The organism is Aestuariivivens sediminicola, assembly GCF_022662015.1.
Lineage (GTDB): Bacteria > Bacteroidota > Bacteroidia > Flavobacteriales > Flavobacteriaceae > Aestuariivivens > Aestuariivivens sediminicola.
On the sequence record NZ_JAKMCM010000005.1, the window covers coordinates 221,744 to 246,869 of the forward strand.

The window sequence follows — 25,126 nt, forward strand, 5'->3', positions numbered from 1 at the left end:
TAGCCCCAAATCTACCATAAACTTAACCTACTTATGTTATGGTGATTCGAATATAAATGAGTCTTTTGCATCTGGGAAATATTTTAGTTGAACTACACAAATATCGGCTTAAAAGAATTGTAAGGAAAAACAGCGTTGGAACCGGAAGAATAAGGAAGTATAAAAAAAGGGCATAAAAAAAGGCGAACGAGAGTTCACCTTTTTTTGCCCCAAATCTACCATGAACTTAACCTACTTATGTTATGGTGGTACCAAAGTAAATCTAATTCACATATTTCAAGTATTTTCTAGACGAACGGCATATTTTTTAGATTAAAAGCTAATTTTATAGATTAAACGTCAAAATTAAAAAAATGGAAAACTTAATAGGCACGTTCATTATTGCCTTCATAAAAATTAATAAAGGCGCGATTCACAACTCTATTTCCGCCAACCGTCGGGTAGTTCCCAGTGAAGTACCAATCCCCTAAATTCTTTGGACAGGCGAGATTCAAATTTTCGACGCTCTGAAATATGATTTTAACATCCGCCTTAATACTTTCAGGGCTTAGTAATTGTGCAATTTTATCCGATATTTCTTCATCTGAAAAAGGCGCGTATACTTCCTTGACAAAATTCTGGACGTAGCGATCTTCCAGGTCGGTTTGTTCAATACATTTTTTATATACCTCTTCCACTATATGATAGCTATTCTTTTCTTTAAGGAGAGCGAGGGCGGCCCTAAAGGCGACCAGGCTCTCTAAATTGGCCATATCAATACCGTAACAATCCGGATAACGAATTTGAGGAGCAGATGACACCACGATGATTTTTTTCGGATGCAGTCGATCCAACATTTTTAAAATACTCTTTTTTAGTGTCGTGCCCCTAACAATACTGTCGTCGATAATAACCAGATTGTCGGTTGGCTTAATAACACCATAAGTCACGTCGTACACATGCTCAACCAAATCATCCCGACTGCTGTCTTCTGTAATGAAAGTTCTGAGCTTAACATCCTTTATTGCAATTTTTTCTACACGCGTACGTTCTGAAAGGATTTCGGTTACCTTCTGTGCAGATATCGAACGTTGTCCACTCAGAATGGCTTTTGTTTTCTTTTTGTTAAGCAGAAATTCTGCGCGTTCAATCATTCCGAAGAAAGAGGTTTCAGCCGTATTGGGGATGTATGAAAACACCGTATTTTTTGTGTCATTATTTATGGCCTGCAGCACTTTAGGCATGAGTAATTCTCCAAGTTTTTTCCGTTCTTGATAAATTTCAGCATCACTCCCTCGCGAAAAGTAAATCCGTTCGAAAGAACAGGACTTTCTTTCTAAAGGTTCTAAAATCTTTTTTATGGATACCTTACCGGATTTTTTGGTGATTATGGCATGCCCGGGTTCCAATTCCTGAATAGCCTCAAAGTTGACATTAAAAACCGTTTGTATTACAGGCCGTTCGGAAGCAATGACCACGACCTCATCATCCTTATAGTAATAGGTAGGCCTGATACCCGCAGGATCTCTTAAAACAAAGGAATCACCATGACCTATAAGTCCTGCCATGGCATATCCACCATCCCAATTTTTGGCAGCCTTCTTCAAGATTTTAGACACCTTTAATCTTTCGGCGATGAGCGGCGATGCCTCTCTTTTATTGTACCCTTCCTTCTTCAGGTCTCTATAAATCTTACTTACGGCATCATCCAGGAAATGACCTATTTTTTCCATAATGGTAATGGTGTCCGTATATTCCTTGGGATGCTGTCCTAATTCGATCAGGTTCCCAAAGAGTTCTTTAACATTGGTCATATTAAAGTTTCCGGCCATAATTAAATTCCGATGCATCCAATTGTTTTGTCTTAAAAACGGATGTACACTCTCCACACTGTTTTTACCAAATGTACCATAACGGACATGGCCCAGTAAGAGCTCTCCAATGTATGGAATGTGCTTTTTTTGTAAAGCCACATTATCGACATATTCCGGGTGGGCTTTGAACTCTATGTTAGCGCGTTCATTAATTTGTGCAAATATATCCTGAATGGGTTGCTGCTGTACGGAACGAATGCGGCTTATATAGCGGTTTCCAGGTTCGACATTTAATTTAATACTGGCAAATCCTGCACCATCTTGCCCTCTGTTATGCTGCTTCTCCATCATGAGATACATCTTGTTCACACCATAAAAAGCAGTACCATATTTTTCTTTGTAATATTCCAGAGGTTTTAAAAGCCTTATGACGGCTATTCCACATTCGTGTTTTAAAACATCACTCATTTTTGATTATCAATTAATTCTTCTATTGCAAAACGCATATAGAAATTAAAAAACGCGCTTCTTTACAGAGCGCGTCCCACTTATGTCAATTCAATATTAAATTGTGTTAACTGCTTAAACTGCATCACACGATCATGCACTTCACTCCTCTCTAAATGTATCATGCGCTCGGTGCCAAACCGCTCTACGCAAAACGAAGCCAGAGCCGACCCATAAATAATCGCATTTTTAATATTATCAAAAGAAATGTCACCCGTTTTAGCTATGTAGCCAGCAAAGCCCCCTGCAAAAGTATCACCCGCTCCCGTGGGATCGAATATCTCTTCCAATGGCAGGGCCGGGGCATAAAACACATGTTTATTGTGAAACAACAGCGCACCATGCTCCCCCTTTTTAATGACGACATACTCCGGACCCATGTCATGAATTTTTCTTGCAGCGACAACCAGGGAATACTCTCCGGTAAGTTGTCGTGCCTCTTCATCATTTATAGTCAGGACATCAACCCTTTTAATCACAGTTAATAGATCATCATAGGTATTGTCAATCCAAAAATTCATCGTATCCAAAATCACTAATTTTGGTGTTTCAGACATCTGATCCAGAACACTGGACTGTATTAAGGGATGTAAATTACCGAGCATTACAAATTCGGCATTTTTGTATTCTGAAGGGACTGTTGGGTTAAAATCTGCAAGGGTATTGAGTTCGGTTACCAGCGTATCTCTGGTATTCATATCGTTATGATATCGGCCCTTCCAAAAAAATGTTTTTCCTTCTTTAATGATTTCAACTCCCGACAGGTCAATATTTTTACTGGATAACAGATCCATGTATTCCTGCGGGAAGTCGCCCCCGACAACAGAGACCGCAGCGGCATCAATATTAAAATGAGAAGCAGCAAGGCCAATGAACGTAGCAGCTCCACCAAGAATGCTATCGGTTTTACCAAAGGGCGTCTCTATAGCATCAAATGCCAAAGTGCCAACTATAACTAATTTACCCATAGAGGAGGAGCGCTAATTTTGTGCAAAAGTACATTATTTTTTTAAACAACATTTAGTTTTTCACAGAAGAAATCCCAGTCCATAAATGGCTGTAAAAGACTATTTATACCGAATCGAAGATTCGAATTATTTCCTTCCAAAATCGGCTGGGATTTCACCCCAGGCTTTAGTTTCCCACTTTACAACTTTGGTTGTGTATGTGTTTTGTTTTAACCAGTTTATAGCCCTTTCAATTAATTCAAAAAGCGGTTTGTTATCTGTGCTGCGTTCTAATTTCGTGTTGCATATTTTCTTTTTTACCCAACTCATGGCTGTTTTTGAATCAGAGTAAATAATATGACCACTGTTCTTTTTCTTTATTAAAGCCAGGGCATGGACAATGGCCAGGAACTCGCCTATATTGTTTGTTCCATCAGCGAAGGGCCCCTGATAGAACAGTTGCTTTTTGGTTTTTAAATCGACACCACGGTATTCCATTATACCCGGATTGCCGCTTGAGGCTGCATCTACAGCAATGGCATTTGGGTTTGGTTTTCCGATTCTGTCTAATTCTGCCTGAGACAATTCACTTTTAAAAGGCGATGGTTTCCCAATATAATTGTTGTAGTCTTCATTCAATGCTCTCTTGGCAGCTTCGAAGGAGTTAAACGATTTGTAAATGGCCCCTTGATAGTCCTTTATTTGCGCTTTACAATCATCCCAGGTTTCAAATACCCCTGTTTTGTGACCTTTCCAAACGGTGTAGTATTTCTGTTTTTTTTTAGCCATATGAGCTGTGTTGAAAACGACAATTATGCCTTCAAACGGATTAAAAGATTATTCAAAAGGGATTTCAAAATCTTCGTTACGCAATAGTCTCTCGACAACCTTTGGGAAATGTTCCATCTCCAACTTATGGATTTTGGCAGCCACATCATTGGCAGTATCGCCGGCCAGGACCTCACATTTCGCCTGAAAAATAATCGCCCCTTCATCGTAGTTTTCGTTGACGTAATGAATTGTAATTCCTGATTCGCTTTCATGATTGGCAACCACAGCTTCATGTACGTGCATGCCATACATGCCTTTCCCACCATATTTTGGTAACAAAGCAGGGTGAATATTTATAATTTTATTTGGAAACGCTTCAAGTATGGAGATGGGCATCTTCCATAAAAAACCGGCTAGTACAATTAAATCAGGATGATTAGCCTTTAAAATATTGAGGACATCATTTGTTTTAGTGAAGGCAATGCGATTAAATGACAAGGCACTAATGTTTCGTCTTTTTGCCCGTTCCAATACTTGGGCGTGTGCATTATTACTTAAAACCTGAACAACCTTTATGTTCTGATCATTTCCAAAATATGTGATCAAATTTTCAGCATTTGTACCACTGCCGGAAGCAAAGATTACAATACGTTTCATAGAAAATTAAAGGTGTTGCTATTCCTCGAGCAAAAAAAAGAATAATTATTAAGAAATAGAAGTGAAAATATAAATACTTAAAGGTAATTTTAGTAAATTACAGACACATTTTTATACTAAAGATGTGTTTTAAAAATAAAATCCTTTATTTTTGCCAACTAATTAAAACTTAAAATTTAAAGATTATGTCAGACATTGCATCAAGAGTAAAAGCGATTATCGTTGACAAATTAGGTGTTGATGAGAACGAAGTAGTAACTGAAGCTAGCTTCACAAACGATTTAGGAGCAGACTCATTGGATACCGTGGAATTAATTATGGAATTCGAAAAAGAATTCGATATTCAAATACCTGACGACCAAGCTGAAAATATTGCCACAGTTGGTCAAGCTATCTCTTATATAGAAGAAGCAAAATAAGCACATTACTTTATGGAATTAAAGCGAGTTGTAGTCACAGGATTAGGGGCTTTAACACCTATTGGCAATACCAAAGATGAGTATTGGGAAGGCTTAATTAGTGGAAAAAGCGGTGCTGCGCCTATAACATATTATGATACCGAAAAGTTTAAAACCAAATTTGCATGTGAGGTTAAGAACTTTAACGCAACCGATTTTATAGATCGTAGAGAGGCGAGGAGAATGGATAAATTTGCGCAGTATGCCATGGTTGCTTCAGATGAAGCGATTGCAGATGCCAATTTAAATATCGATAGTCTCAACAAATTGCGTGTTGGTGTTATTTGGGGTGCCGGAATCGGTGGACTGGAAACCTTTCAACAGGAAGTTTTAAATTTTGCTGAAGGGGATGGTTCACCAAGATTCAACCCATTTTTTATTCCTAAAATGATTGCAGACATTGCACCTGCAAATATCTCTATTAAACATGGGTTTATGGGGCCTAACTATACCACAGTTTCGGCCTGTGCGTCATCAGCCAACGCGATTTTCGACGCCCTAAACTCGATTCGCCTTGGTCATTGCGACGTGGTCGTAACCGGAGGCAGTGAAGCTGCTGTTACCATTGCCGGTATGGGAGGTTTTAATGCGATGCATGCACTTTCAACACGTAATGAAAGTCCTGAAACCGCCTCGCGTCCGTTTGATGCGACCAGGGATGGTTTCGTGCTTGGTGAAGGTGCTGGAGCACTGGTATTAGAAGAATACGAACATGCCAAAGCAAGAGGCGCTAAAATTTATGCCGAAATTGCAGGAGGTGGTTTGTCATCTGATGCCTATCATATGACGGCACCGCATCCGGACGGAATAGGTGTTATTGCTGTTATGAAGAACTGTCTGGAAAATGCAGGATTGAATCCTGAGGATGTAGACCATATCAATACGCATGGAACATCTACACCCCTTGGTGATGTAGCTGAATTAAAAGCCATTTCGAGTGTCTTTGGAGACCATGCCAAAAACATAAATATTAATTCAACCAAATCAATGACCGGACACCTCCTGGGTGCCGCCGGTGCCATAGAGGCCATTGCCAGTATCCTGGCGATTGAACATGGTATCGTACCACCAACTATAAATCACAGTACGGTTGATGAGCAGATTGATCCTGAATTAAATTTAACATTAAACGAGGCTCAAAAAAGAGATGTTAGAGTAGCTATGAGTAATACCTTTGGATTTGGCGGACACAACGCTTGCGTAGTGTTCAAGAAAATAGATTAAATCCCGAATGAATCAGACCATATCTTCACATTAGATCCTCAATAAATGAAACATGGTTATTTACATCTGACATTAAAGTAGAATTGCAATTATCAGATGAGTATCATTCGTAACATACTGAATTCCCGTTATAAAGGTAACGGGAATTTTTTTGTTGAATTAACGAAAATTCTTGGGTTTAAACCGAAACATCTCAAACACTATGTTATAGCCTTTACGCATCGTTCAATGAACCTGAAGGATAAGAAAGGCAATGCTATTAATTATGAGCGATTGGAGTTTTTGGGAGATGCCATGTTAGGTGCAGTAATTGCATTGCATCTGTATACTGAAGTCCCCAGTGGAGATGAAGGTTATCTGACAAAGATGCGCTCTAAGGTGGTGAGCAGGGAACATTTAAATGAATTGGGGAAAGAGTTAAATCTCATTAACTTGGTAGAGAGTAAAATTCCGGCAGGTCAGTTTGGGGATAACATTCATGGCAATTTATTTGAAGCTCTTGTTGGAGCCATATTTCTGGATAGAGGCTATAAGTACTGTGAAAAATTTATTTACCAGCGCATTATCATCCCTTATGTGGATATTGAAAAGTTAGAGGGTAAGGTGATAAGCTACAAAAGTTTATTGATCGAATGGTGCCAAAAGGAAAAGAAAACATTTGGATACCATGTTTATGAAGATACTGGTAATGATGATGTGAGACATTTTTCTGTGAAACTGTCAATAGATAATAAAGTAGTGGCTAAAGCCAGGGCAACCTCTAAGAAAAAGGCCGAAGAAAAAGCTTCAAAACGTGCTTTTTTCGCATTTCAAAAGAGCATTTCGAAAATGATTTAGCATTTTTAGTAATTTTACCGAGAACTATAACGTTTTAGTTTGCTTAATTGTGAACAATAAAGTAAACAAAATGAGAATACGCGCATTATATACTATATTTACAGCCAATTAATTTGAGTTATGGCTGTTCACAAGCTTGTACTGGATAATTTATTCGAGGAAACATCGTATACCTTAATTGGATTACATTGCACGCTTGAAGATTACCGTATAGCATATCTGCTCAATAGGTATCTGGGAATTAATCTATTGAGAAAACCGTTAGATTTAGATTTTAACAATAGCATGTCCTCATATTCCGTCTTTGAATGGAAGGATAACAAACATTTAACAACGTGGAACTTAGTTTCGAATATTTGTAAACGGGAGGTTGATCTAAAACGTAATTATGGTTCCTTATTTGAAATTCAGGATCCCGTCATCAAAACCTATAATTTGATCCCGGAATACAAACAAGTTAATTATTTTTTGAAAATCGAAAATGAATATACGGATTCCCGAGAAAAATATTTTGTTAACAGGATTCTGAGGATTCCACAAATTGTAACAGCATATTGTATTGATGCAAATCAATTAAAATCTAAAAACAATTTAATTTTTAGCTAATGCCAACAAGAAAAAAGACGAAAATAGTAGCAACATTAGGACCGGCCACGAGTACAAAGGACGTTTTAAAGGGAATGCTGGATGAGGGCGTCGATGTATTTAGAATAAATTTTTCTCATGCTAATTATGAAGATGTCAAAGCGAGAATAGGACTTATTCGGGAGTTAAATGAGGAGTATGGATACAATGCCGCTATTCTTGGTGATTTACAAGGGCCTAAACTTCGAGTGGGTGTTATGAAAGAAGAAGTTGTTGTAAATCCGGGCGATGAGATCATATTTGCAACCGGTAAAGCATTTGAAGGCACCAAAGATCGCGTGTATATGACCTATGATCGGTTTCCTCAGGATGCCAAGCCGGGTGAGCGCATTCTATTGGATGACGGGAAATTAATTTTTGAAGTGGTAGCCACGAATAATGAAAATGAAGTTAAGGCAAAGGTTATTCAAGGAGGACCACTGAAATCTAAAAAGGGAGTCAATTTACCAAACACCAATATTTCACAACCCGCCCTTACTGAAAAGGATGTTGAAGATGCCATTTTTGCCATCAGTCAGGATGTCGATTGGATTGCTTTATCCTTTGTTCGTCATGCAGAAGATTTAATGGAATTGCGGGATTTGATTAGCGAACATGGCGATCATAAAATTCCAATTATAGCTAAAATTGAAAAGCCTGAAGCTATTGAAAATATCGATAAGATTGTAGCTCATTGTGACGGAATCATGGTGGCTCGTGGGGATTTAGGTGTGGAAATTCCTGCTCAGGAGGTGCCGTTAATTCAAAAACAATTGGTGCTTCGTGCCAAGAAAGCGAGAATTCCTGTCATTATTGCGACGCAAATGATGGAAACCATGATTTCCAGTTTAACACCGACGAGAGCCGAGGTAAATGACGTTGCAAACTCTGTGATGGATGGCGCTGATGCCGTTATGCTTTCGGGAGAAACATCAGTGGGGAAATATCCCATTCAGGTGATCAAACAAATGTCCAATATTTTAAAGAGTGTCGAGGATTCTGAGTTAATTCAGGTCCCACAGTTACCACCTCATATCAGGACCAATCGCTATATTACGAAGTCCATTTGTTATCATGCGGCAACTATGGCCAACGAAATTGACGCCAAGGCAATTTCAACACTTACAAATAGTGGGTATACTGCTTTTCAAATTTCGGCATGGCGCCCCTCTTGTCATATATTGGTATTTACCTCCAATAAGAACATCCTCACCCGATTGAGTTTGCTTTGGGGGGTACGCGCGTTTTACTACGATAAGTTTGTCAGTACCGATGAGACCATAGAAGATGTTAATGCTATTGCCTGTAAAAAAGGCTATTTGGGGGTTGGAGATATGTTGATTAGTCTTGCGGCTATGCCTATTCAAGATAAAGGCATGGTAAATACATTGCGTGTTACAGAGATTAAATCATGTAATTTTTAATACCCTTTTAATACGCGCAGAGAGTTGACATTCCAGTGGTCAATTGGTGTTAAAAATCAAATTTTAATTGTACGCTAACACGTTGTTTCTCGTCTTTTTTATCGGATTCTAACTTAAGATTGGATATTGAAACCCCTAACAATCGTACGGAATTGCTCAATTTTTCCTGATATAATAAAGCTTTAGAAAGTTCTAGAATAGTGTTCTTATCCTTTACAAAATAAGGCAAGGTTTTACTGCGCGTCTGTAAGGTGAAATCGCTATACTTTATTTTAAGAGTAATGGTTTTTCCAGAGACTTTACCTTTGAGTAAACGACGTGACACTTCATCAGCAATATGGTTTAGCTTATCAACTAAAAATACTTCACTGGACAGGTTTTTACTAAAAGTTCGCTCTGCCGCCAAACTTTTTCTAGTACGATTGGGTTTCACCTCACTTTTATGAATGCCGCGAACCACCTCGTAGTAGTACCGACCGGCTTTCCCAAAATGTGTGTCCAAATAATCAAGTGACTTCTGTTTTAAATCCATTCCGGTAAAAATGCCAAGTTGGTACATTCTTTCAGCAGTAACCTTACCTACACCATAAAATTTTCTGATATCTAATTGCTCCAAAAAGGAGATGACTTCCTCTGGATTGACCGTCTTTTGCCCATTTGGTTTATTGTAGTCGCTCGCTATTTTAGCAATAAATTTATTAATTGAGATACCTGCGGAGGCGGTTAATCCTATTTCTTGATGTATACGAACCCTGATTTCTTGAGCAATTAATGATGCACTCGGGTTTCCCGTTTTATTTTCGGTGACATCGAGATAGGCCTCATCAAGTGATAGGGGTTCCACCAAATTGGTATAATCATAAAAAATTTGGTGTATGTGTTTTGAAACCTCCTTATAACGCTCAAAATTGGGTCTAACAAATCGTATTTCCGGACATAGCTTTGAGGCAAGGGTACCCGTCATGGCACTTTTAACACCAAAGGCCCGTGCTTCATAACTGGCGGCACTTACAACACCGCGTTTTCCTCCACCACCTACGGCAATGGGTTTTCCCCTAAGCTCGGGACGATCCATTTGTTCGACTGAGGCATAAAAGGCATCCATATCGACATGTATAATTTTACGTATGGGAAAAGGATATGTCATACACGATCAAATTTACAATATAAAGTTTCTCTAAGTCGTTCAATTTTTCAATCTTTGATTATGGTAATTGAAATAGAACGGAAATTTTTAGTCACATCAGACGCGTATAAAAAGGAGGCTTTTAAAAAAGCACACATTATACAGGGCTTTTTGTGTACACATAAAGATCGCACCGTAAGGGTAAGAATAAAGGAAGAGAACGGTTTTATCACTGTAAAAGGCATATCCTCAGATGATGGGTTATCCCGCTTTGAATGGGAGAAGGAAATTTCAAAGCATGAAGCGGAGTCCTTACTCGATTTATGTGAACCGACGATTATTGATAAAATACGTTATGAAGTTCAGGTTGGAAGCCATATATTTGAAATAGATGAATTTCTCTCAGAGAATGAAGGACTTGTGATTGCTGAAGTCGAATTGAAACAAGAATCTGAAGTAGTTATGAAACCAGAATGGCTGGGAGAGGAAGTTACCGGTAATTTGAAGTACTATAACTCTCAATTGAGTATAAAACCGTTTAAGCAATGGCGATAAAAATCTTAAGATATATCAAAAACATCTGTGTTTGCGTCGTATTAACCTTCCTAATATCGTCATGTAGGGATAAAGCGAATACATCAATAGAAACTCCAGAGGAAACGATTGAAACGGTAAAAGACACCATATTAGATACCATAGATATTCCGGTTAAAAAAACTACTAAACAACTTGAGGAGGATCTAACGGCTAAGGGCTTTAAAACCTTTACTTATTTTGATGAAAAAACTCAGGATACCATTTTGATGCAACAATATTTTATTGCCTTCTTGAAAAAGGGGCCTATACGTGGTCAGAACGAGGAAGAGACGGAAGATTTGCAAAAGGCCCATTTGGCCCATTTAAGTAAAATGTACGAGTTAGGCTATGCCGATATTTCAGGACCTTTTGTTGATGATGGCGCTATTCGCGGCATTACTATCTATAATGTCCCTACCTTAAAAATGGCCGATAGTTTAGCCAAGGCAGATCCAATGGTTAAGGCAGGGCGCTTGGCTATTGAAGTGCATCCCTGGTGGGCGGCAAAAGGATTCTCACTTCGGTAGCCTGCTTCAGGAGATCTGCGGCTTATGTTCGTTTTGTGCTGTTGAATTCATACTCATGTTCAACTTTACAAATTTTCACATTGTACCAACTGTACCAATCTTCACGTCCCCTTTTTTGGGCTAGCCGATGATCCGCTTGCTGTTTCCAATGTTTTATGGCCTCTAAAGATTCCCAATAGCTCACCGTAATTCCAACTGCGCTCCTCGCGTTATCCATGCCCAAATACCCTGGCATCTGCTCGGCTAGCGTGTTCATTTTAATGGACATTTCGGAATAACCCTGTATCGCTTGTCTTTGGATGGAAGTGAATATAACGGCATAATAGGGTGTTCGTTTCATTTTTCAGGTTTATAAAATCTTTTTTACTAATATAGCGCTTCAAATAGGGTGTAATTTAATCTAAAAATTATCAAGAATTCAATACGTATTACCTTTATATTTTTGGTTACGCTGATGGAGGTGCAGGCTCAATTGGGTTTTTGTACTGGAAACTCGGGAGATCCTATATTTACCGAAACTTTTGGTACAGGAACAACCAATGTTGCATTACCGGCCGGAACGACATCCTATACTTTTGTAACAGCAACTCCTGGCGACGGATTTTATACTGTATCAAGTAATTCGGCCTATTTCGATTGGTTCGATATTCCCGATCATACCCCGAATGACACGGATGGAAGAATGCTCATTATTAATGCCGATTTCGTAGCAGGGGAATTTTACAGGACCACGATAAATGGATTGTGTGAAAACACCAGTTACGAGTTTTCTTCATGGATGATTAATTTACTGCCCAGTATAGGATGCGGAGGATCGGGAATTCCGATTAATGTCAGGTTTGAGATTTGGGATAGTACAGATACCAATTTGTTAGCCAGAGGTGATACCGGAAGTATTAATGGAACAGTGAGCCCTGAATGGCGGCAATACGGTTTGGTTTTTCAGACATTGCCTGCCCAGACTTCGGTAATTTTAAAGATGCTTAATAATGGTTCGGGAGGTTGCGGCAATGATTTGGCCCTTGACGATATCGTTTTTAAGTCTTGTGGTGATACCGTAATTATTGAGGATGTGAATAAAAACACCAGTGTTAATATTTGTGAAGTCGATCTCCCTTTCTCTACCGAATTAGTCGCAGTCCCCGATTTCTCTATTTTCTCCACTCATTTTTATCAATGGCAATCCAGCAGTGATGGGATAATATGGGCTGATTTAGCGGGCGCAACGAATCAAAACTATATAACACCACCACTTGATTCGAACACATTTTACAGGGTATTGGTTTCTGAGGACCCTGTAAACTTAACAAATCCGTTATGTAATTCGTCTTCTGAAATGTATATAATGAATGTCGTTCCTCCGCTAGATCCACCGTTAAGTAATGGCGATTTGGTAATATGTGCAAACGATACAACACCACTTTCAGTATCAGTACCATCCGATATCACAGTCCATTGGTATGATGCTCCCCTTGGGGGTAATTTGCTTCAATCAGATAGCACAACCTTTTATCCTAATGGTATTTCCGGAACCTACTATGCAGAGGCTGAAAGTCGTTTAGGTCGGTGTTTGTCCAATACACGAACTGCGTTACAAATTGCGTACCTTGAGGTACCCCAGGTCACCGATGAAATTTTAGAATTTTGTGAAAACACGAGCATAACCATTCATGCGAATACAAATATTACCACAGCAACCTATGTATGGAATACTGGAGAAACTTCGGAGGAAATAACAGTCCAGGAACCGGGATTATATACTGTGGATGTTAGCAATGTTACCTGTGAAGTTACCAAAACCATAGAGCTAAGACAGATTGACAACCCCATTATTGATAGTGTACGTTCAAATGGAAATGATATTGTTGTTACGACAATTAATACAGGAGACTTTCTCTATGCCATAGATGGAATTAACTATCAATCTGAAAATACGTTTTTTAATATTGAAGGGGGGCTGTATACCATATATGTTAAAGAACGGAATTGTGCTGAAGTGATTACCACGGCCTATTTGCATTTTTATATTCCGAAGTTTTTCACCCCTAATAATGACGGTGTGAATGATACCTTTAAGCTTGCGGGGATAGAGTATTATGGTACTTCAAGTGTTTCCATCTTTAATCGTTACGGAAAGCTCTTAAAAAACACCGTCAATTCTCCTTTCGAATGGGATGGCACATATGTGGGGGAAGGCTTACCTACGGACGATTATTGGTATGTCATTATTATAGATGGACAAACATTTACGGGGCATTTTACGCTTAAACGATGAGCGGCCAGTCATCCTTTAAATACAAACTTAGGTCTTTGGAATAATAAAAATGTACAAAGGCTCATTCCTCATAAATTCCGATGTAAAGTTCCTCCTTATCGTTCATACTTGCCCGAAACATACCCGGGGTGTTAAACTCCATGACCATATGGCCTTGTCTGTCAATGGCTATTATGCCTCCTGAACCTCCCATAGCATTTAATTTATTTTGAACAACTTCTCTGGCCGCTTCTGCTAAAGTGAGTCCTTTATATTCTATTAAAGCCGAAATATCATATGCTACCACTCCTCTGATAAAGAATTCTCCCCAACCGGTAGAGGACACGGCACAGGTATTATTATTGGAATAGGTTCCGGCACCTATGATAGGCGAATCTCCGATGCGACCCCATCGCTTGTTGGTCATACCCCCTGTTGAGGTGCCTGAAGCTAAATTACCATGTCTGTCCAGGGCGACACAGCCTACCGTACCAAATTTTGAATCATGAGAATAGCGGTCATTCTGCGATATTTTCTTGTTTTGATCTAATTCCGATTGTTCGTTCTCTTTTATTTTTTGGAGGGATTTAAAACGGTTTTCAGTATAAAAATAACCGGGATCAACTAGTTCCAACCCCTGTTCTTTTGCAAATTGCTCTGCTCCTTTTCCGGAGAGCATGACATGAGGCGATGCTTCCATAATGGCACGGGCTAAATTTATGGGGTTCTTTACTGAGCTTGTGCCGGCAGAGGCCCCTGCATTTAAGGTTCTGCCGTCCATAATTGAGGCATCGTGTTCGTTTGTGCCTTCACTGGTAAAAACAGCACCTTTACCGGCATTAAACAAGGGAGCGTCTTCGAGTATATTAATTGCTTTTTGTACGGCATCCAAACTGCTGCCACCACCTTTTAAAATGGAGTGGCCGGTTCTTATAGCTTCTTCTAACTTTTGACGATATGCAGCTTCCAATTCCGGCGTCATATGGGCTTTCAATATCGTACCTGCACCACCGTGAATGACGATGGAAAATCTCGATGAATCCTCATTAGGATGGTAATTTTCATTGGTCTTGGTAATCTCCTTTGTCGAAGAAGCAGGGTCGTTTTTCTTGCAGCCCAAAGCAATGGATAAAAGGACGAGTAGGAAATAGACTTTTTTCATTATGTATAAATTTAAAAATCCCTTTTAAAGTTAAGGTATTTTTTAAAACTCGATTCGGAAACAAAAATGTTAATTTATCACTATATTCGTGCATTAATTATTAAAAATTAAATTAAAGATGAAAATGGAGGCTATTGCTGCGGATTTCGGAATAAAAGAAGCTTTAGAACAACTCGGCGTTGGTATTTTAAATGAGGGTTCCTCCACGGGCTCCAATGCTTTTTCCACTGGAGAAATTTTAGAAAGCTATTCCCCTGTTGACGGTCAATTGATTGGTAAAGTGAAAACAACTACAAAAACCGATTATGAAAGGGTAATGACCGCTGCAACGGAGGCATTTAAACTTTGGCGGGTTATGCCGGCACCGCGACGAGGGGATATCGTCCGGCAATTTGGTGATAGGCTACGAAAAAATAAAGAGGCCTTAGGTAAATTGGTGTCCTATGAAATGGGGAAGAGCTATCAGGAAGGCTTGGGTGAGGTTCAGGAGATGATTGATATATGCGATTTTGCCGTTGGACTTTCAAGACAGCTTCATGGGTTAACAATGCACAGTGAACGTCCGGGACATCGTATGTATGAGCAATATCACCCTTTGGGGGTAGTAGGTGTAATTTCGGCATTCAATTTTCCTGTGGCTGTTTGGTCCTGGAATACAGCCTTGGCATGGGTTTGTGGCGATGTTTGCATTTGGAAGCCCAGTGAAAAAACACCTTTGTGCGGTATTGCCTGTCAGAATATCATAGCTGAGGTGCTCGCTGAGAACAACCTCCCAGAAGGAATTTCATGTTTAATCAATGGCGATTACAGAGTTGGTGAGTTCATGACCAGAGACACCAGAATTCCATTAATTTCAGCTACCGGCTCTACCAGAATGGGTAAAATTGTAGCTCAGGAAGTTGCGGGTCGATTAGGTAAAACTTTGTTGGAATTGGGAGGGAATAATGCCATAATTGTAACTCCCGATGCCGATATCAAAATGACGGTCATTGGTGCTGTTTTTGGAGCGGTAGGAACCGCAGGTCAGCGTTGTACAAGTACAAGACGTCTGATAATTCATGAGGCTGTTTACGAAAAAGTTAAAAAGGCCCTGGTAGATGCGTATAAACAATTGCGCATTGGAAACCCCTTGGATGAGACTAACCATGTCGGACCTTTAATTGATGTTGATGCGGTAGACATGTATAAAAAAGCCCTGTCGAAAGTCAAGGATGAAGGGGGTCAGGTTATTGTAAATGGAGGCGTCCTTGTAGGGGAAGGCTATGAAAGTGGCTGTTATGTTAAACCGACTATTGTTGAGGCCCAACCTGATTTTGAAATCGTTCAGCATGAAACCTTTGCACCCATTTTGTATTTGTTAAAATATTCCGGTTCTGTTGAGAGCGCCATAGCAATTCAAAATAACGTGGTCCAGGGATTGTCATCTGCAATTATGACGAATAATTTACGAGAGGCTGAACGCTTTTTATCTGTTGAGGGATCGGATTGCGGTATCGCGAATGTCAATATCGGGACTTCAGGTGCGGAAATTGGTGGTGCTTTTGGAGGTGAGAAAGAAACAGGTGGAGGTCGCGAATCAGGGTCAGATGCCTGGAAAATCTATATGCGTCGACAAACAAATACTATTAATTATACCACTGAATTGCCCTTGGCTCAGGGGATTAAGTTCGATTTGTAAAAATTAAAAGCCCCGCTTCAAATACGAGGTCATCGCAAGAGACGGGGCTTATATCATAAAAGATTAATAGCAAAGCAAATCTAGGAAAAATAAATTAACAAATGTTAATTTAATGCAAACAATTAGTTAATTTAACTGTATTGCACTTTTCTTAAAATGCGCTGCGATTCTTTATAAAGATTGTAATACTCCGGACTGTGCGACTTTAAAAAAGGTTTTGATTCGTGAAGCTTGTTAACGGCTTCTGGAAAGGCATTGAAATGACAGATCAAATAGGTGACCGGTAGGTTTTTTAAATCATTTTCTTCATACTTTGTTAAGGTCATGCCTTTTTTAAGTTTTTCCAATATGCTGTTGTTGCTATTGTAGATATGGAAGAGCATTTTTTTGTCAAACTGTGGAGGCTCAAACAATAATTGGGTATCTATGGTGTAGTTGGCATGATCCTCAAAACGTATTATGGTCTCCTCTAGTTTGTAATACTTATTTGTATTTTGGAGTCCAAGATTTACATATTCTATTATTTTAAACGTGTTATCATCGAGCATTATCGAAACTTCATCCAAAATGGAAAAGAATAGTTTAACCTGTTCATTTATGAGTTCGATGTCTACTCTCGAATAGAATGTTTCATTCTTCACAATCTTTTTTTGACCTGCCCAACAGACTACAAAATATTCCTTAAACACCTTGTACTTTGGCTCGTAATCTACACGCTTGTTCATGAAATCAATGACACCATCCAAGGTGTGCTCGATGTTGTTCTGAGCATGTTTTTCTATTGCGAAAACAATCTTAGAATTGATATCTTTTATTTCGATATCGAAGACTTTGGGCATGCTCATACTGCCTTCCCTAAAGAATACAGAGCCACCATAATATTTCCAAATGTTCTTTCTGAGGGAAGTAATTTTATTGTTGGGTCTAATGGTAACCAGTCCAACTACCCGGTTATCTGATAAATGTGGAAAGGGAATATTTTCATATTGAACGATAGGAGGATTATTTAAATAGGCGTTTATTAGGTTCTGAATTTTGCTGTCATCAAAAAAATCGACACCAACGATCCTGTTATCCTCATCTTCCACACCTATAACAATATAGGAATTGTTGTTCGGATTACTATTGGAAAGTGCGCAGATATGTTTTAAAAATTTGGCTTTCCCTTCTTTATAACTAATATCGATCTTACGCTTTTTATCATAAAAACTGTTTTCATCATTGTGGGCTAAGAGATGTTTAATAAGTAAGCGTTTGTTAATCATAAAAATAAAGAGGGCTTTAAGCTATAAAGTTAATTTTTATGTTACTCGCTTACTAATTTTTCAGCGAAAAAATCGTGCTGTTTACAGATGTTTCCAACCGTTATCGATATTTCTTGGTCTTTCGTATACTAATATTTGTTAGGGACTGTTATTATTGTAATATTGTTATAAAATGAAATGGAATAGTCCAAATTCACTTTTATATACGTAAATAACCCTATAATCTAAAAAAATAGTAATTCTATGAAAAATTTAAAGATCTTTAAATTTGTTCTTCCTTTATTTCTTTTACCTTTTTTATTTTCTTGTAACGATTCCAATTCGGATGGAGCCAATAAGGCGGCACCGACAATAACGGTGAGGTTAGTTGATGCTCCCGGCGATTATGAAGCGGTGAATGTTGAAATTGTGGATGTAAAAATTAAGATGGATGACGACAGCGATGATGAGGAGGGCTGGATGTCACTCGAAGCGAATAATGAAATTGTAAATCTCCTGGATTTTACCGGAGGTATTAGTAAAGTGCTTGTTGATAGATTTCCAATTCCACCAGGAACATTAAGTCAAATGAGACTTGTTTTAGGTGATGGTAACACTATTGTGATGAAAAATGAAAATGATGAGGACGTAGAATACGATTTAAAGACACCCAGTGGACAGCAATCGGGTTTGAAGGTTAAAATAAATGCACTAATTGAAGAAGGGTTTACCTATGATTATATTTTAGATTTTGATGTTGAAAAATCAATTGTTCATGCTGGAAACTCTGGAAATATTATCTTAAAACCTGTCTTATATGCGAGTGCGGAAGCGAGTTCGGGCATTATCGAAGGCGTTGTTGAACCAATGGAAGCGCTGCCTGCAAATGTGCATGTTATCGCCTTTGAAGGAACTGCAGATGAATTTGAGATTTCGGCCATAACTGATGAGAACGGGGCCTTTGCTTTATGGGGTGTCCCGGCGGGAACCTATGAGGTTATGGTTGCGTCGACCAACTCCGATTACGCTGATGGTATGGCTTCAAATGTGGTTGTTGTGAATGGAGAGATTACAACAATTGCAGATCCTATAGTGTTAATGCTGAAGCCGGGAACGATTAGTGGTACGGTTTCAGGAGTAGCGGAAGGCATTACCATAACCATTGCGTTAGATGATGCAGATGGAACCAGTGTAGAGGCAGACACCGATGGTAACTATCTTATTGAAAACATTTCCCCTGGAAATTATAAGGTAACCATTTCAGCTGAAGGCTATGTGACTCAGGAGTTTGATATCACCTTGGACCCTGATGAAGATGAAGTTGTCGATGCCGAACTGGTCGCAGAATCTTAAGAGTCCAATAAACAAAACTATTAAAGAGCAATACAAAGCGTATTGCTCTTTTTTTTTCTAAAATAGGGAGATAAAATTTGTAATAAACTTTTAACCAATTGTTAACAGCAATTAATTAAATATTTTAACAATTTGCAATGCTCAAATAAGCATACTATATTCGGGCTTTTAAAATTTAAAAATGATGGAAGATACAGGTACAATTGATATTAAGGCGATTAACGAGAAAATTGAAAAGGAAAGTGCTTTCGTGGATTTACTCACCTTAGAAATGAACAAGGTTATAGTGGGTCAGAAGCATATGGTAGAACGTCTGCTAATTGGTTTATTGGGACAGGGACATATCTTGTTGGAAGGGGTCCCTGGTTTGGCAAAGACTTTGGCCATAAATACTTTGGCTCAGGCCGTTGATGGTAGTTTTAGCAGGATACAGTTTACTCCGGATTTACTCCCTGCCGATGTGACTGGTACACTGATTTACAACATCAAGGCTAATGATTTCTCCATAAAAAAAGGACCCATTTTTGCGAATTTTGTTTTGGCAGATGAGATAAACAGGGCACCCGCGAAGGTACAATCGGCCTTATTGGAAGCCATGCAGGAGAAGCAAGTCACCATTGGTGATGAAACATTTGTTTTGGATAAACCCTTTTTAGTAATGGCCACTCAAAACCCTGTTGAGCAGGAGGGAACCTATCCGTTACCAGAAGCCCAGGTAGATCGTTTTATGTTGAAAACGGTCATCGATTATCCTAAATTAGACGAAGAACAACTCATAATCAGGGCCAATCTGAAGGGCGCCTGGGATAAAGTAAACCCGGTGGTATCCCTAAAACAGATTTTGAATGCTCAAAATGTGGTCAGAGAGGTCTACATGGATGAAAAAATTGAAAAATACATTCTGGATATTATATTCGCCACCAGATATCCGGAGAAATATAAACTTGCCGATTTAAAACCGCTAATTTCATTTGGAGCATCACCGCGGGGAAGTATTAATTTGGCTACTGCTGCTAAATGTTATGCCTTTATTAAACGTCGGGGTTATGTTATACCAGAAGATGTTCGGGCTGTGGTCCACGATGTGTTACGACACAGAATTGGGATTACTTACGAAGCAGAAGCTGAAAATGTAACTTCAGAAGACATCATTAATAAAATCGTAAACGAAATAGAGGTACCTTAATAGTTTCAGGTTCCAAGATTCAAGTTCAGAGTTAATAAACCCTGAACCTTAAACCTTAAACCTTGAACAATTATAATGGACACTAAGGAATTACTAAAGAAAGTACGAAAAATTGAGATTAAGACAAGACGCTTGTCCGATCACATCTTTGGAGGTGAGTACCACTCTACCTTTAAGGGTCGGGGTATGACCTTTAGTGAAGTAAGACAATATTACTATGGTGATGATGTAAGAAATATAGATTGGAATGTTACCGCACGTTATAATGAACCTTTTGTAAAAGTATTTGAGGAAGAACGCGAACTTACTATGATGCTCATGGTTGATGTATCGGGTTCGGAGTTATTTGGAACGACGGAGCAGTTTAAGAATGAGGTGGTAACTGAAATTGCAGCAACCCTGGCTTTTTCGGCTACTCAGAACAACGATAAAATTGGTCTTATCCTGTTTTCTGACCATGTGGAACTATATATTCCTCCTAAGAAAGGCCGATCACATGTTTTACGAATCATTCGTGAACTGATAGAATTTCAGCCTGATAGCAAAAAGACCAATTTGGCCGAAGCGCTTAAGTTTCTGAGCAATGTCATGAAGAAAAAGGCTATCGTTTTTATATTGTCCGATTTTATTGTTGATGACTATGAGCACACTATGAAAATTGTATCTGGCAAACATGATGTAACTGGAATTCGCGTCTATGATAGAAGAGAAGAATCGGTGCCAAATTTGGGGGTCGTTCAAATGGAGGATGAAGAGACAGGTGAACTTATGCTGGTAAATACAGCTTCGAAAAAAGTTAGACGTAATTACGAAAAGTTTCATAGGGAAAAAGTCAGTTATTTTAAGGACTGTTTTTCACGTTCGGGAGCAGGGACAATTGATTGCAGGGTAGATGAAAGCTACGTGAAAAAACTGTTGGGCTATTTTAAGCAAAGAGGATAAGAAAGACTTATGAGGTACGATTTTAAAATGATAAGTGTAAACATTTCAGATCTGGGTCTCCGCCTAAAGCGGTCTTTTTCCATAGGCCTGTTGTTGTGCTCTTTTTTTTCATTTTCTCAGGTTACTTCTTCCGTAGATACCACTCTGATAAAAATAGGAGAACAAATCACTTATAAAATACAGGTTGAGACCGATACGACCAATCTTGTTGTTTTTTCAGAGGGACAAACGTTTTCGCCCCTTGAAATGATTGCTTCTCTTGATATTGACACGACTAAAAGTGAAGACCGATATCAGCTCATTAAAACTTATGGCTTAACGCAATTCGATTCGGGCGTATATACGATTCCAAGACAAAAAGTATTAATCGGGGATCAAACGTTTTTAACGGATTCCGTCAGGGTTGAAGTTAAAAATGTGGCTGTCGACACCACGAAACAGGGGCTTTATGATATTAAACCTATTGTTGAGGTTCAGAAAAAGTCAGGTGATTGGTGGAAATACCTGCTGCTGACGCTCTTTATAATTGGATTGGTTGGATTTTTAATGTATTGGTTTATTTGGAGACAGAAGCCATTAACGGAAGAAGAGAAAATCGCGCTACTTCCACCCTACGACAGGGCCAAATTAGCCTTAAAGCAACTGGATGAAAGCCATTACCTGGAACAGTCTGAGCTTAAGGCTTATTATTCTGAATTAACCCTGATTATTCGAAAATATCTCGATGAAAAGGTATATGATCATTCTTTGGAAAGCACAACGGATGAATTGATAGCAAGGTTAAACTTACTTAAAGAGGGCAACCAGATAGAATTAAGTCAGGAGACCATTAAAAATATTGAGAACATTTTAAAGCGAGCTGATTTAGTGAAGTTTGCGAGATCTGCTCCAGATACAGCTTTGGCCGAATTGGATCGTAAAACCATTGACGCTGAAATAGATCATGTTCGGGAAGTATTGCCGGAACCCACTGAGGAAGAAAAGTTGATGGATGAAAAATATCGGGAAGCACTGGCAAAAAAGAAAAAACGACGCAAAATAATAACTACGACGGTAATTAGTGTTTTACTATTGATAATGACTTTTGCAGGTTTTTCGATAAAATATGGATTCAATTATGTGGTGGATACCCTCATGGGTCATGACAGTAAGGAATTGTTGGAAGGGAACTGGGTGAGCAGTCAATACGGATTTCCTCCTGTGACCATTTCAACTCCCAAGGTCTTAAAACGGATGGAGCTGCCGGTCCCGGAGGACAACAATGCATCATTGAATATGACCTCTTTTAGTTATGGGGCCTTAAAGGATGACTTCAGTATTACCGTGAATACCACCTTCTTTAATCAGGTTCCGGAAGGAGGCATCAACATTGAAAAAATAATTGAGGAAAGTTTAAACGGCCTCGAGGATCAAGGTGCTAAGGATATTGTGACACTAAATGAGAAGTTTACCACTCCAAATGGAGCGGAGGGGGTTAAAACCTATGGAACACTGAGATTTGATGTTTCCAACACAGGCCGCTCTGTTGAAGTAAATTACATCATGCTGCATTTTACATCCGAAAACGTATTGCAGCAAATGATGTTGTCCTATCCGACAAACGATACTTACGCCGAAAAGATAATCGATCGGATTTTGAATTCAGTTGAACTAAAACCCGCGTCTGAATAATGTTAGAGCATATTGAGTTTGTTAATAAGGAGTTCTTTTGGTTGTTGCTCGTGCTGCCAATCGTTATTCTATGGTATATCATAAAACGTCATAAACAGACCTCTGAGCTTAAAATATCAAGCCTAAAAGGGTTTAAGGTAACCAACTCATGGTTACCAAAAATGAAGCACGGGTTATTTATGTTAAGGCTTTTGGCTTTGGTTCTTTTAATCACGGCATTGGCAAGACCTCAAACGGTTGATGTTTCAACCAAGACAAAAACAACACGCGGAATAGATATCGTTATGGCTATTGATGTATCGGGAAGTATGTTAGCTAAAGATTTATCGCCAAACCGATTGGAGGCCTTAAAAAAAGTTGCGGCCAACTTTATTAAGAACAGGCCAAATGACAGAATCGGTTTGGTCGAATATGCCGGCGAGAGTTACACAAAAACACCGATTACAAGTGATAAGGCCATTGTACTTAGGTCTTTGAGTAGTATTAAATACAATAATGTTATAGAAGATGGGACCGCTATTGGCATGGGCTTGGCCACTGCAGTTAACAGGCTCAAGGACAGTAAAGCAAAAAGCAAAGTTATCATTTTACTTACCGATGGTGTGAATAACTCGGGTTTCATAGATCCGAGAATAGCAAGTGAGCTGGCGGTTGAATACGGAATTAAGACCTATACTATCGGGCTTGGAACCAATGGAATGGCACTTTCGCCTGTGGCACGACTTCCCAACGGCGACTTTCAATACAGAAGAATTCAGGTCGAGATAGATGAGGACCTGCTAAAAGAAATAGCATCGGTTACGGGCGGAAGGTATTTTCGGGCGACAAACAACAGGAAATTAGAAGCGATTTATGATGAGATTAATAAACTTGAAAAAACAGAGATAGAGGAATTCAAGTTTTACAATTACGAAGAAAAGTTCAGACCACTGGTGCTTATCGCAGGATTATTGTTATTCATGGAATTGGTACTGCGCTATACGGTGTTCAGAACCTTCGTTTAGTGAGAATATAGTTGAGGAAATAGGGATAAATGTTGGAATTATAAGAACATGCAATTAGAAGAAAAAATATGGTTTTGGATTTTGGGGGTAATTCCTGTATTGGTCCTGTTCTTTTTAGTTTTACAAATTTGGCGGCATAAAGCCCAAAAGAGATTTGCCGATAGGAACCTGATCAAAAGATTAAGCCCTAATAAGTCACTTTTTAAATCAGTTTTAAAATTAGCCATGCTTTGTATGGTTTTTGCCTGCCTGTCTATCGCCTTGGTCAACCCCAAGGTCGGGACGAAACTTGAAACTGTAAAACGCGAAGGTGTAGATATTGTTTTTGCGGTTGATGTGTCAAAAAGTATGTTGGCCGAGGACATAGCGCCTAACCGACTGGAGAAAGCCAAGCAATTAGTAACACAGATCATTAATAATCTTGCCAGTGACCGCATTGGAATCATAGCCTATGCCGGTAAGGCCTTTCCTCAGTTACCCATTACCACAGATTACGCTGCTGCAAAGATGTTTTTGCAGAATATGAATACCGACATGTTATCATCACAGGGGACAGCAATAAATGAGGCCATTAATCTGGCAAAGACCTATTATGATGATGAAGAACAGACCAATCGTGTTTTAATCATAATTTCCGATGGTGAGGATCATAGCGATGAAGCGGCCTCAGTTGCAGAGGAGGCCTATGACGAAGGGATTCGCATTTTCACAATTGGCGTTGGAGACCTTAAGGGCGGGCCGATTCCGGAGAAAAAAAATGGTGTGGTGGTAAATTATAAAAAGAATAGTGAAGGCGAAACAGTAATAACAAAATTAAATGAAGAGACCCTGCAAAATATTGCCAATGAAGCCAATGGGGCCTATATTAATGGTAAAAGTACCGATGATGTTGTTGAGACCATTAGAGAGATATTGAATACTATGGATAAAACAGAGTTCGAAGCGAAACAGTTTTCCGATTTTAAAGCGCAGTTTCAATGGTTTCTGGGATTTGCGATTTTCTTTTTGGTATTGGATATATTTCTTTTGGAACGAAAGACAGCGTGGTTAAAAAAGTTGAATTTATTTAATGAAAACCTTTAGGCCTTTTGACATTGAGGGGAATTCTAAATATTTTTTATCAAATTTTTAACTATTAAAAAAACAAGGGTTTTATATATT

Annotated in this window: 23 protein-coding genes; 15 read left to right on the plus strand and 8 right to left on the minus strand. The window is 38.9% G+C overall.

The features are described from left to right. Positions 1-362: 362 nt before the first annotated feature. The 4 genes from MR041_RS12490 to purN form a co-directional block, all read right to left on the minus strand. The gene (locus MR041_RS12490) at positions 363-2,261 is read right to left on the minus strand and encodes an amidophosphoribosyltransferase (RefSeq protein WP_242094417.1); all 1,899 of its coding nucleotides are present in this window, start codon (positions 2,259-2,261) and stop codon (positions 363-365) included. 80 nt (positions 2,262-2,341) lie between these two features. Next, the gene (locus MR041_RS12495) at positions 2,342-3,268 is read right to left on the minus strand and encodes a PfkB family carbohydrate kinase (RefSeq protein WP_242094419.1); all 927 of its coding nucleotides are present in this window, start codon (positions 3,266-3,268) and stop codon (positions 2,342-2,344) included. 126 nt (positions 3,269-3,394) lie between these two features. Beyond that, a complete protein-coding gene (locus tag MR041_RS12500) occupies positions 3,395-4,036 on the minus strand; it encodes a ribonuclease H1 domain-containing protein (protein WP_242094421.1) in 642 nt (213 codons plus the stop codon). 48 nt (positions 4,037-4,084) lie between these two features. Further along, positions 4,085-4,675 (minus strand): phosphoribosylglycinamide formyltransferase, encoded by a 591-nt coding sequence (gene purN / locus MR041_RS12505; protein ID WP_242094423.1) that lies wholly within the window; start codon positions 4,673-4,675, stop codon positions 4,085-4,087. A 185-nt stretch (positions 4,676-4,860) separates the two neighbouring features. Here purN and MR041_RS12510 point away from each other — a divergent pair, with 185 nt between their 5' ends. From MR041_RS12510 to pyk, 5 genes are all read left to right on the plus strand, one after another. Then, positions 4,861-5,094 carry an acyl carrier protein gene (locus MR041_RS12510; RefSeq protein WP_008269813.1) on the plus strand — a complete coding sequence of 78 codons (234 nt, stop codon included), beginning with the start codon at positions 4,861-4,863 and terminating at the stop codon, positions 5,092-5,094. A 12-nt stretch (positions 5,095-5,106) separates the two neighbouring features. Further along, entirely contained in the window at positions 5,107-6,357 is a 1,251-nt protein-coding gene (gene fabF, locus MR041_RS12515; RefSeq protein WP_242094425.1) for a beta-ketoacyl-ACP synthase II, read from the plus strand. 96 nt (positions 6,358-6,453) lie between these two features. After that, a complete protein-coding gene (gene rnc / locus MR041_RS12520; RefSeq protein WP_242094427.1) occupies positions 6,454-7,194 on the plus strand; it encodes a ribonuclease III in 741 nt (246 codons plus the stop codon). 120 nt (positions 7,195-7,314) lie between these two features. Next, a complete protein-coding gene (locus MR041_RS12525) occupies positions 7,315-7,800 on the plus strand; it encodes an IPExxxVDY family protein (protein ID WP_242094429.1) in 486 nt (161 codons plus the stop codon). Continuing rightward, entirely contained in the window at positions 7,800-9,242 is a 1,443-nt protein-coding gene (gene pyk, locus MR041_RS12530) for a pyruvate kinase (protein WP_242094431.1), read from the plus strand. The genes MR041_RS12525 and pyk overlap by 1 nt, the downstream gene beginning before the upstream one ends. Before the next feature lie 49 nt (positions 9,243-9,291). Here the strand turns inward: pyk and dinB are convergent, their stop codons facing one another. Further along, a complete protein-coding gene (gene dinB, locus MR041_RS12535) occupies positions 9,292-10,389 on the minus strand; it encodes a DNA polymerase IV (RefSeq protein WP_242094434.1) in 1,098 nt (365 codons plus the stop codon). Between the two features lie 60 nt (positions 10,390-10,449). Between dinB and MR041_RS12540 the strand changes: the two genes are divergently transcribed. After that, complete coding sequence (locus MR041_RS12540; protein ID WP_242094436.1) at positions 10,450-10,923, plus strand: CYTH domain-containing protein; 474 nt, start codon at positions 10,450-10,452, stop codon at positions 10,921-10,923. Then, positions 10,914-11,471 carry a YciI family protein gene (locus MR041_RS12545; protein WP_242094438.1) on the plus strand — a complete coding sequence of 186 codons (558 nt, stop codon included), beginning with the start codon at positions 10,914-10,916 and terminating at the stop codon, positions 11,469-11,471. The genes MR041_RS12540 and MR041_RS12545 overlap by 10 nt, the downstream gene beginning before the upstream one ends. A gap of 22 nt (positions 11,472-11,493) precedes the next feature. On the opposite strand, the gene MR041_RS12550 is transcribed toward MR041_RS12545, so the two are convergent. Then, positions 11,494-11,811 carry an antibiotic biosynthesis monooxygenase family protein gene (locus MR041_RS12550; protein WP_242094440.1) on the minus strand — a complete coding sequence of 106 codons (318 nt, stop codon included), beginning with the start codon at positions 11,809-11,811 and terminating at the stop codon, positions 11,494-11,496. A 102-nt stretch (positions 11,812-11,913) separates the two neighbouring features. Here MR041_RS12550 and MR041_RS12555 point away from each other — a divergent pair, with 102 nt between their 5' ends. Further along, a complete protein-coding gene (locus MR041_RS12555; RefSeq protein ID WP_242094442.1) occupies positions 11,914-13,746 on the plus strand; it encodes a T9SS type B sorting domain-containing protein in 1,833 nt (610 codons plus the stop codon). 61 nt (positions 13,747-13,807) lie between these two features. On the opposite strand, the gene MR041_RS12560 is transcribed toward MR041_RS12555, so the two are convergent. Next, positions 13,808-14,887, minus strand: a complete 1,080-nt coding sequence (locus MR041_RS12560) for an isoaspartyl peptidase/L-asparaginase family protein (protein WP_242094444.1) — start codon at positions 14,885-14,887, stop codon at positions 13,808-13,810. A 124-nt stretch (positions 14,888-15,011) separates the two neighbouring features. Between MR041_RS12560 and amaB the strand changes: the two genes are divergently transcribed. Then, positions 15,012-16,565: an L-piperidine-6-carboxylate dehydrogenase gene (gene amaB / locus MR041_RS12565; RefSeq protein ID WP_242094577.1), complete on the plus strand. Its 1,554-nt coding sequence runs from the start codon at positions 15,012-15,014 to the stop codon at positions 16,563-16,565. 131 nt (positions 16,566-16,696) lie between these two features. Here amaB and MR041_RS12570 read toward each other — a convergent pair whose 3' ends face one another. Then, a complete protein-coding gene (locus MR041_RS12570; RefSeq protein WP_242094446.1) occupies positions 16,697-17,830 on the minus strand; it encodes an ATP-binding protein in 1,134 nt (377 codons plus the stop codon). Positions 17,831-18,073: 243 nt separating this feature from the next. Between MR041_RS12570 and MR041_RS12575 the strand changes: the two genes are divergently transcribed. The 6 genes from MR041_RS12575 to MR041_RS12600 all read left to right on the plus strand — a co-directional run bounded on the left by MR041_RS12575 (position 18,074) and on the right by MR041_RS12600 (position 25,048). Continuing rightward, positions 18,074-19,162 (plus strand): DUF4382 domain-containing protein, encoded by a 1,089-nt coding sequence (locus tag MR041_RS12575; protein ID WP_242094448.1) that lies wholly within the window; start codon positions 18,074-18,076, stop codon positions 19,160-19,162. A gap of 184 nt (positions 19,163-19,346) precedes the next feature. Next, positions 19,347-20,348, plus strand: a complete 1,002-nt coding sequence (locus MR041_RS12580; RefSeq protein ID WP_394800489.1) for an AAA family ATPase — start codon at positions 19,347-19,349, stop codon at positions 20,346-20,348. A gap of 75 nt (positions 20,349-20,423) precedes the next feature. After that, entirely contained in the window at positions 20,424-21,290 is an 867-nt protein-coding gene (locus MR041_RS12585) for a DUF58 domain-containing protein (RefSeq protein WP_242094451.1), read from the plus strand. A 9-nt stretch (positions 21,291-21,299) separates the two neighbouring features. Then, entirely contained in the window at positions 21,300-22,961 is a 1,662-nt protein-coding gene (locus tag MR041_RS12590) for a BatD family protein (RefSeq protein WP_242094453.1), read from the plus strand. Then, the gene (locus tag MR041_RS12595; protein WP_242094455.1) at positions 22,961-23,965 is read left to right on the plus strand and encodes a vWA domain-containing protein; all 1,005 of its coding nucleotides are present in this window, start codon (positions 22,961-22,963) and stop codon (positions 23,963-23,965) included. Before MR041_RS12590 ends, MR041_RS12595 begins: the two co-directional genes overlap by 1 nt. A gap of 48 nt (positions 23,966-24,013) precedes the next feature. Then, positions 24,014-25,048, plus strand: coding sequence for a VWA domain-containing protein (locus tag MR041_RS12600; protein ID WP_242094457.1), 1,035 nt, complete (start codon positions 24,014-24,016; stop codon positions 25,046-25,048). Positions 25,049-25,126 lie beyond the last annotated feature (78 nt).

What these genes read in the sequence shown, in the direction of transcription:
- MR041_RS12575 (WP_242094448.1), top strand. Translation starts at nt 18,074, where the DNA reads ATGAAAAATTTAAAGATCTTTAAATTTGTTCTTCCTTTATTTCTTTTA.
- MR041_RS12490 (WP_242094417.1), bottom strand. Translation starts at nt 2,261, where the DNA reads ATGAGTGATGTTTTAAAACACGAATGTGGAATAGCCGTCATAAGGCTT.
- MR041_RS12580 (WP_394800489.1), top strand. Translation starts at nt 19,347, where the DNA reads ATGGAAGATACAGGTACAATTGATATTAAGGCGATTAACGAGAAAATT.
- pyk (WP_242094431.1), top strand. Translation starts at nt 7,800, where the DNA reads ATGCCAACAAGAAAAAAGACGAAAATAGTAGCAACATTAGGACCGGCC.
- rnc (WP_242094427.1), top strand. Translation starts at nt 6,454, where the DNA reads ATGAGTATCATTCGTAACATACTGAATTCCCGTTATAAAGGTAACGGG.
- MR041_RS12590 (WP_242094453.1), top strand. Translation starts at nt 21,300, where the DNA reads ATGAGGTACGATTTTAAAATGATAAGTGTAAACATTTCAGATCTGGGT.
- dinB (WP_242094434.1), bottom strand. Translation starts at nt 10,389, where the DNA reads ATGACATATCCTTTTCCCATACGTAAAATTATACATGTCGATATGGAT.
- MR041_RS12525 (WP_242094429.1), top strand. Translation starts at nt 7,315, where the DNA reads ATGGCTGTTCACAAGCTTGTACTGGATAATTTATTCGAGGAAACATCG.
- MR041_RS12495 (WP_242094419.1), bottom strand. Translation starts at nt 3,268, where the DNA reads ATGGGTAAATTAGTTATAGTTGGCACTTTGGCATTTGATGCTATAGAG.
- amaB (WP_242094577.1), top strand. Translation starts at nt 15,012, where the DNA reads ATGGAGGCTATTGCTGCGGATTTCGGAATAAAAGAAGCTTTAGAACAA.
- fabF (WP_242094425.1), top strand. Translation starts at nt 5,107, where the DNA reads ATGGAATTAAAGCGAGTTGTAGTCACAGGATTAGGGGCTTTAACACCT.
- MR041_RS12540 (WP_242094436.1), top strand. Translation starts at nt 10,450, where the DNA reads ATGGTAATTGAAATAGAACGGAAATTTTTAGTCACATCAGACGCGTAT.
- MR041_RS12570 (WP_242094446.1), bottom strand. Translation starts at nt 17,830, where the DNA reads ATGATTAACAAACGCTTACTTATTAAACATCTCTTAGCCCACAATGAT.
- MR041_RS12560 (WP_242094444.1), bottom strand. Translation starts at nt 14,887, where the DNA reads ATGAAAAAAGTCTATTTCCTACTCGTCCTTTTATCCATTGCTTTGGGC.
- purN (WP_242094423.1), bottom strand. Translation starts at nt 4,675, where the DNA reads ATGAAACGTATTGTAATCTTTGCTTCCGGCAGTGGTACAAATGCTGAA.
- MR041_RS12550 (WP_242094440.1), bottom strand. Translation starts at nt 11,811, where the DNA reads ATGAAACGAACACCCTATTATGCCGTTATATTCACTTCCATCCAAAGA.
- MR041_RS12545 (WP_242094438.1), top strand. Translation starts at nt 10,914, where the DNA reads ATGGCGATAAAAATCTTAAGATATATCAAAAACATCTGTGTTTGCGTC.
- MR041_RS12600 (WP_242094457.1), top strand. Translation starts at nt 24,014, where the DNA reads ATGCAATTAGAAGAAAAAATATGGTTTTGGATTTTGGGGGTAATTCCT.
- MR041_RS12595 (WP_242094455.1), top strand. Translation starts at nt 22,961, where the DNA reads ATGTTAGAGCATATTGAGTTTGTTAATAAGGAGTTCTTTTGGTTGTTG.
- MR041_RS12510 (WP_008269813.1), top strand. Translation starts at nt 4,861, where the DNA reads ATGTCAGACATTGCATCAAGAGTAAAAGCGATTATCGTTGACAAATTA.
- MR041_RS12500 (WP_242094421.1), bottom strand. Translation starts at nt 4,036, where the DNA reads ATGGCTAAAAAAAAACAGAAATACTACACCGTTTGGAAAGGTCACAAA.
- MR041_RS12585 (WP_242094451.1), top strand. Translation starts at nt 20,424, where the DNA reads ATGGACACTAAGGAATTACTAAAGAAAGTACGAAAAATTGAGATTAAG.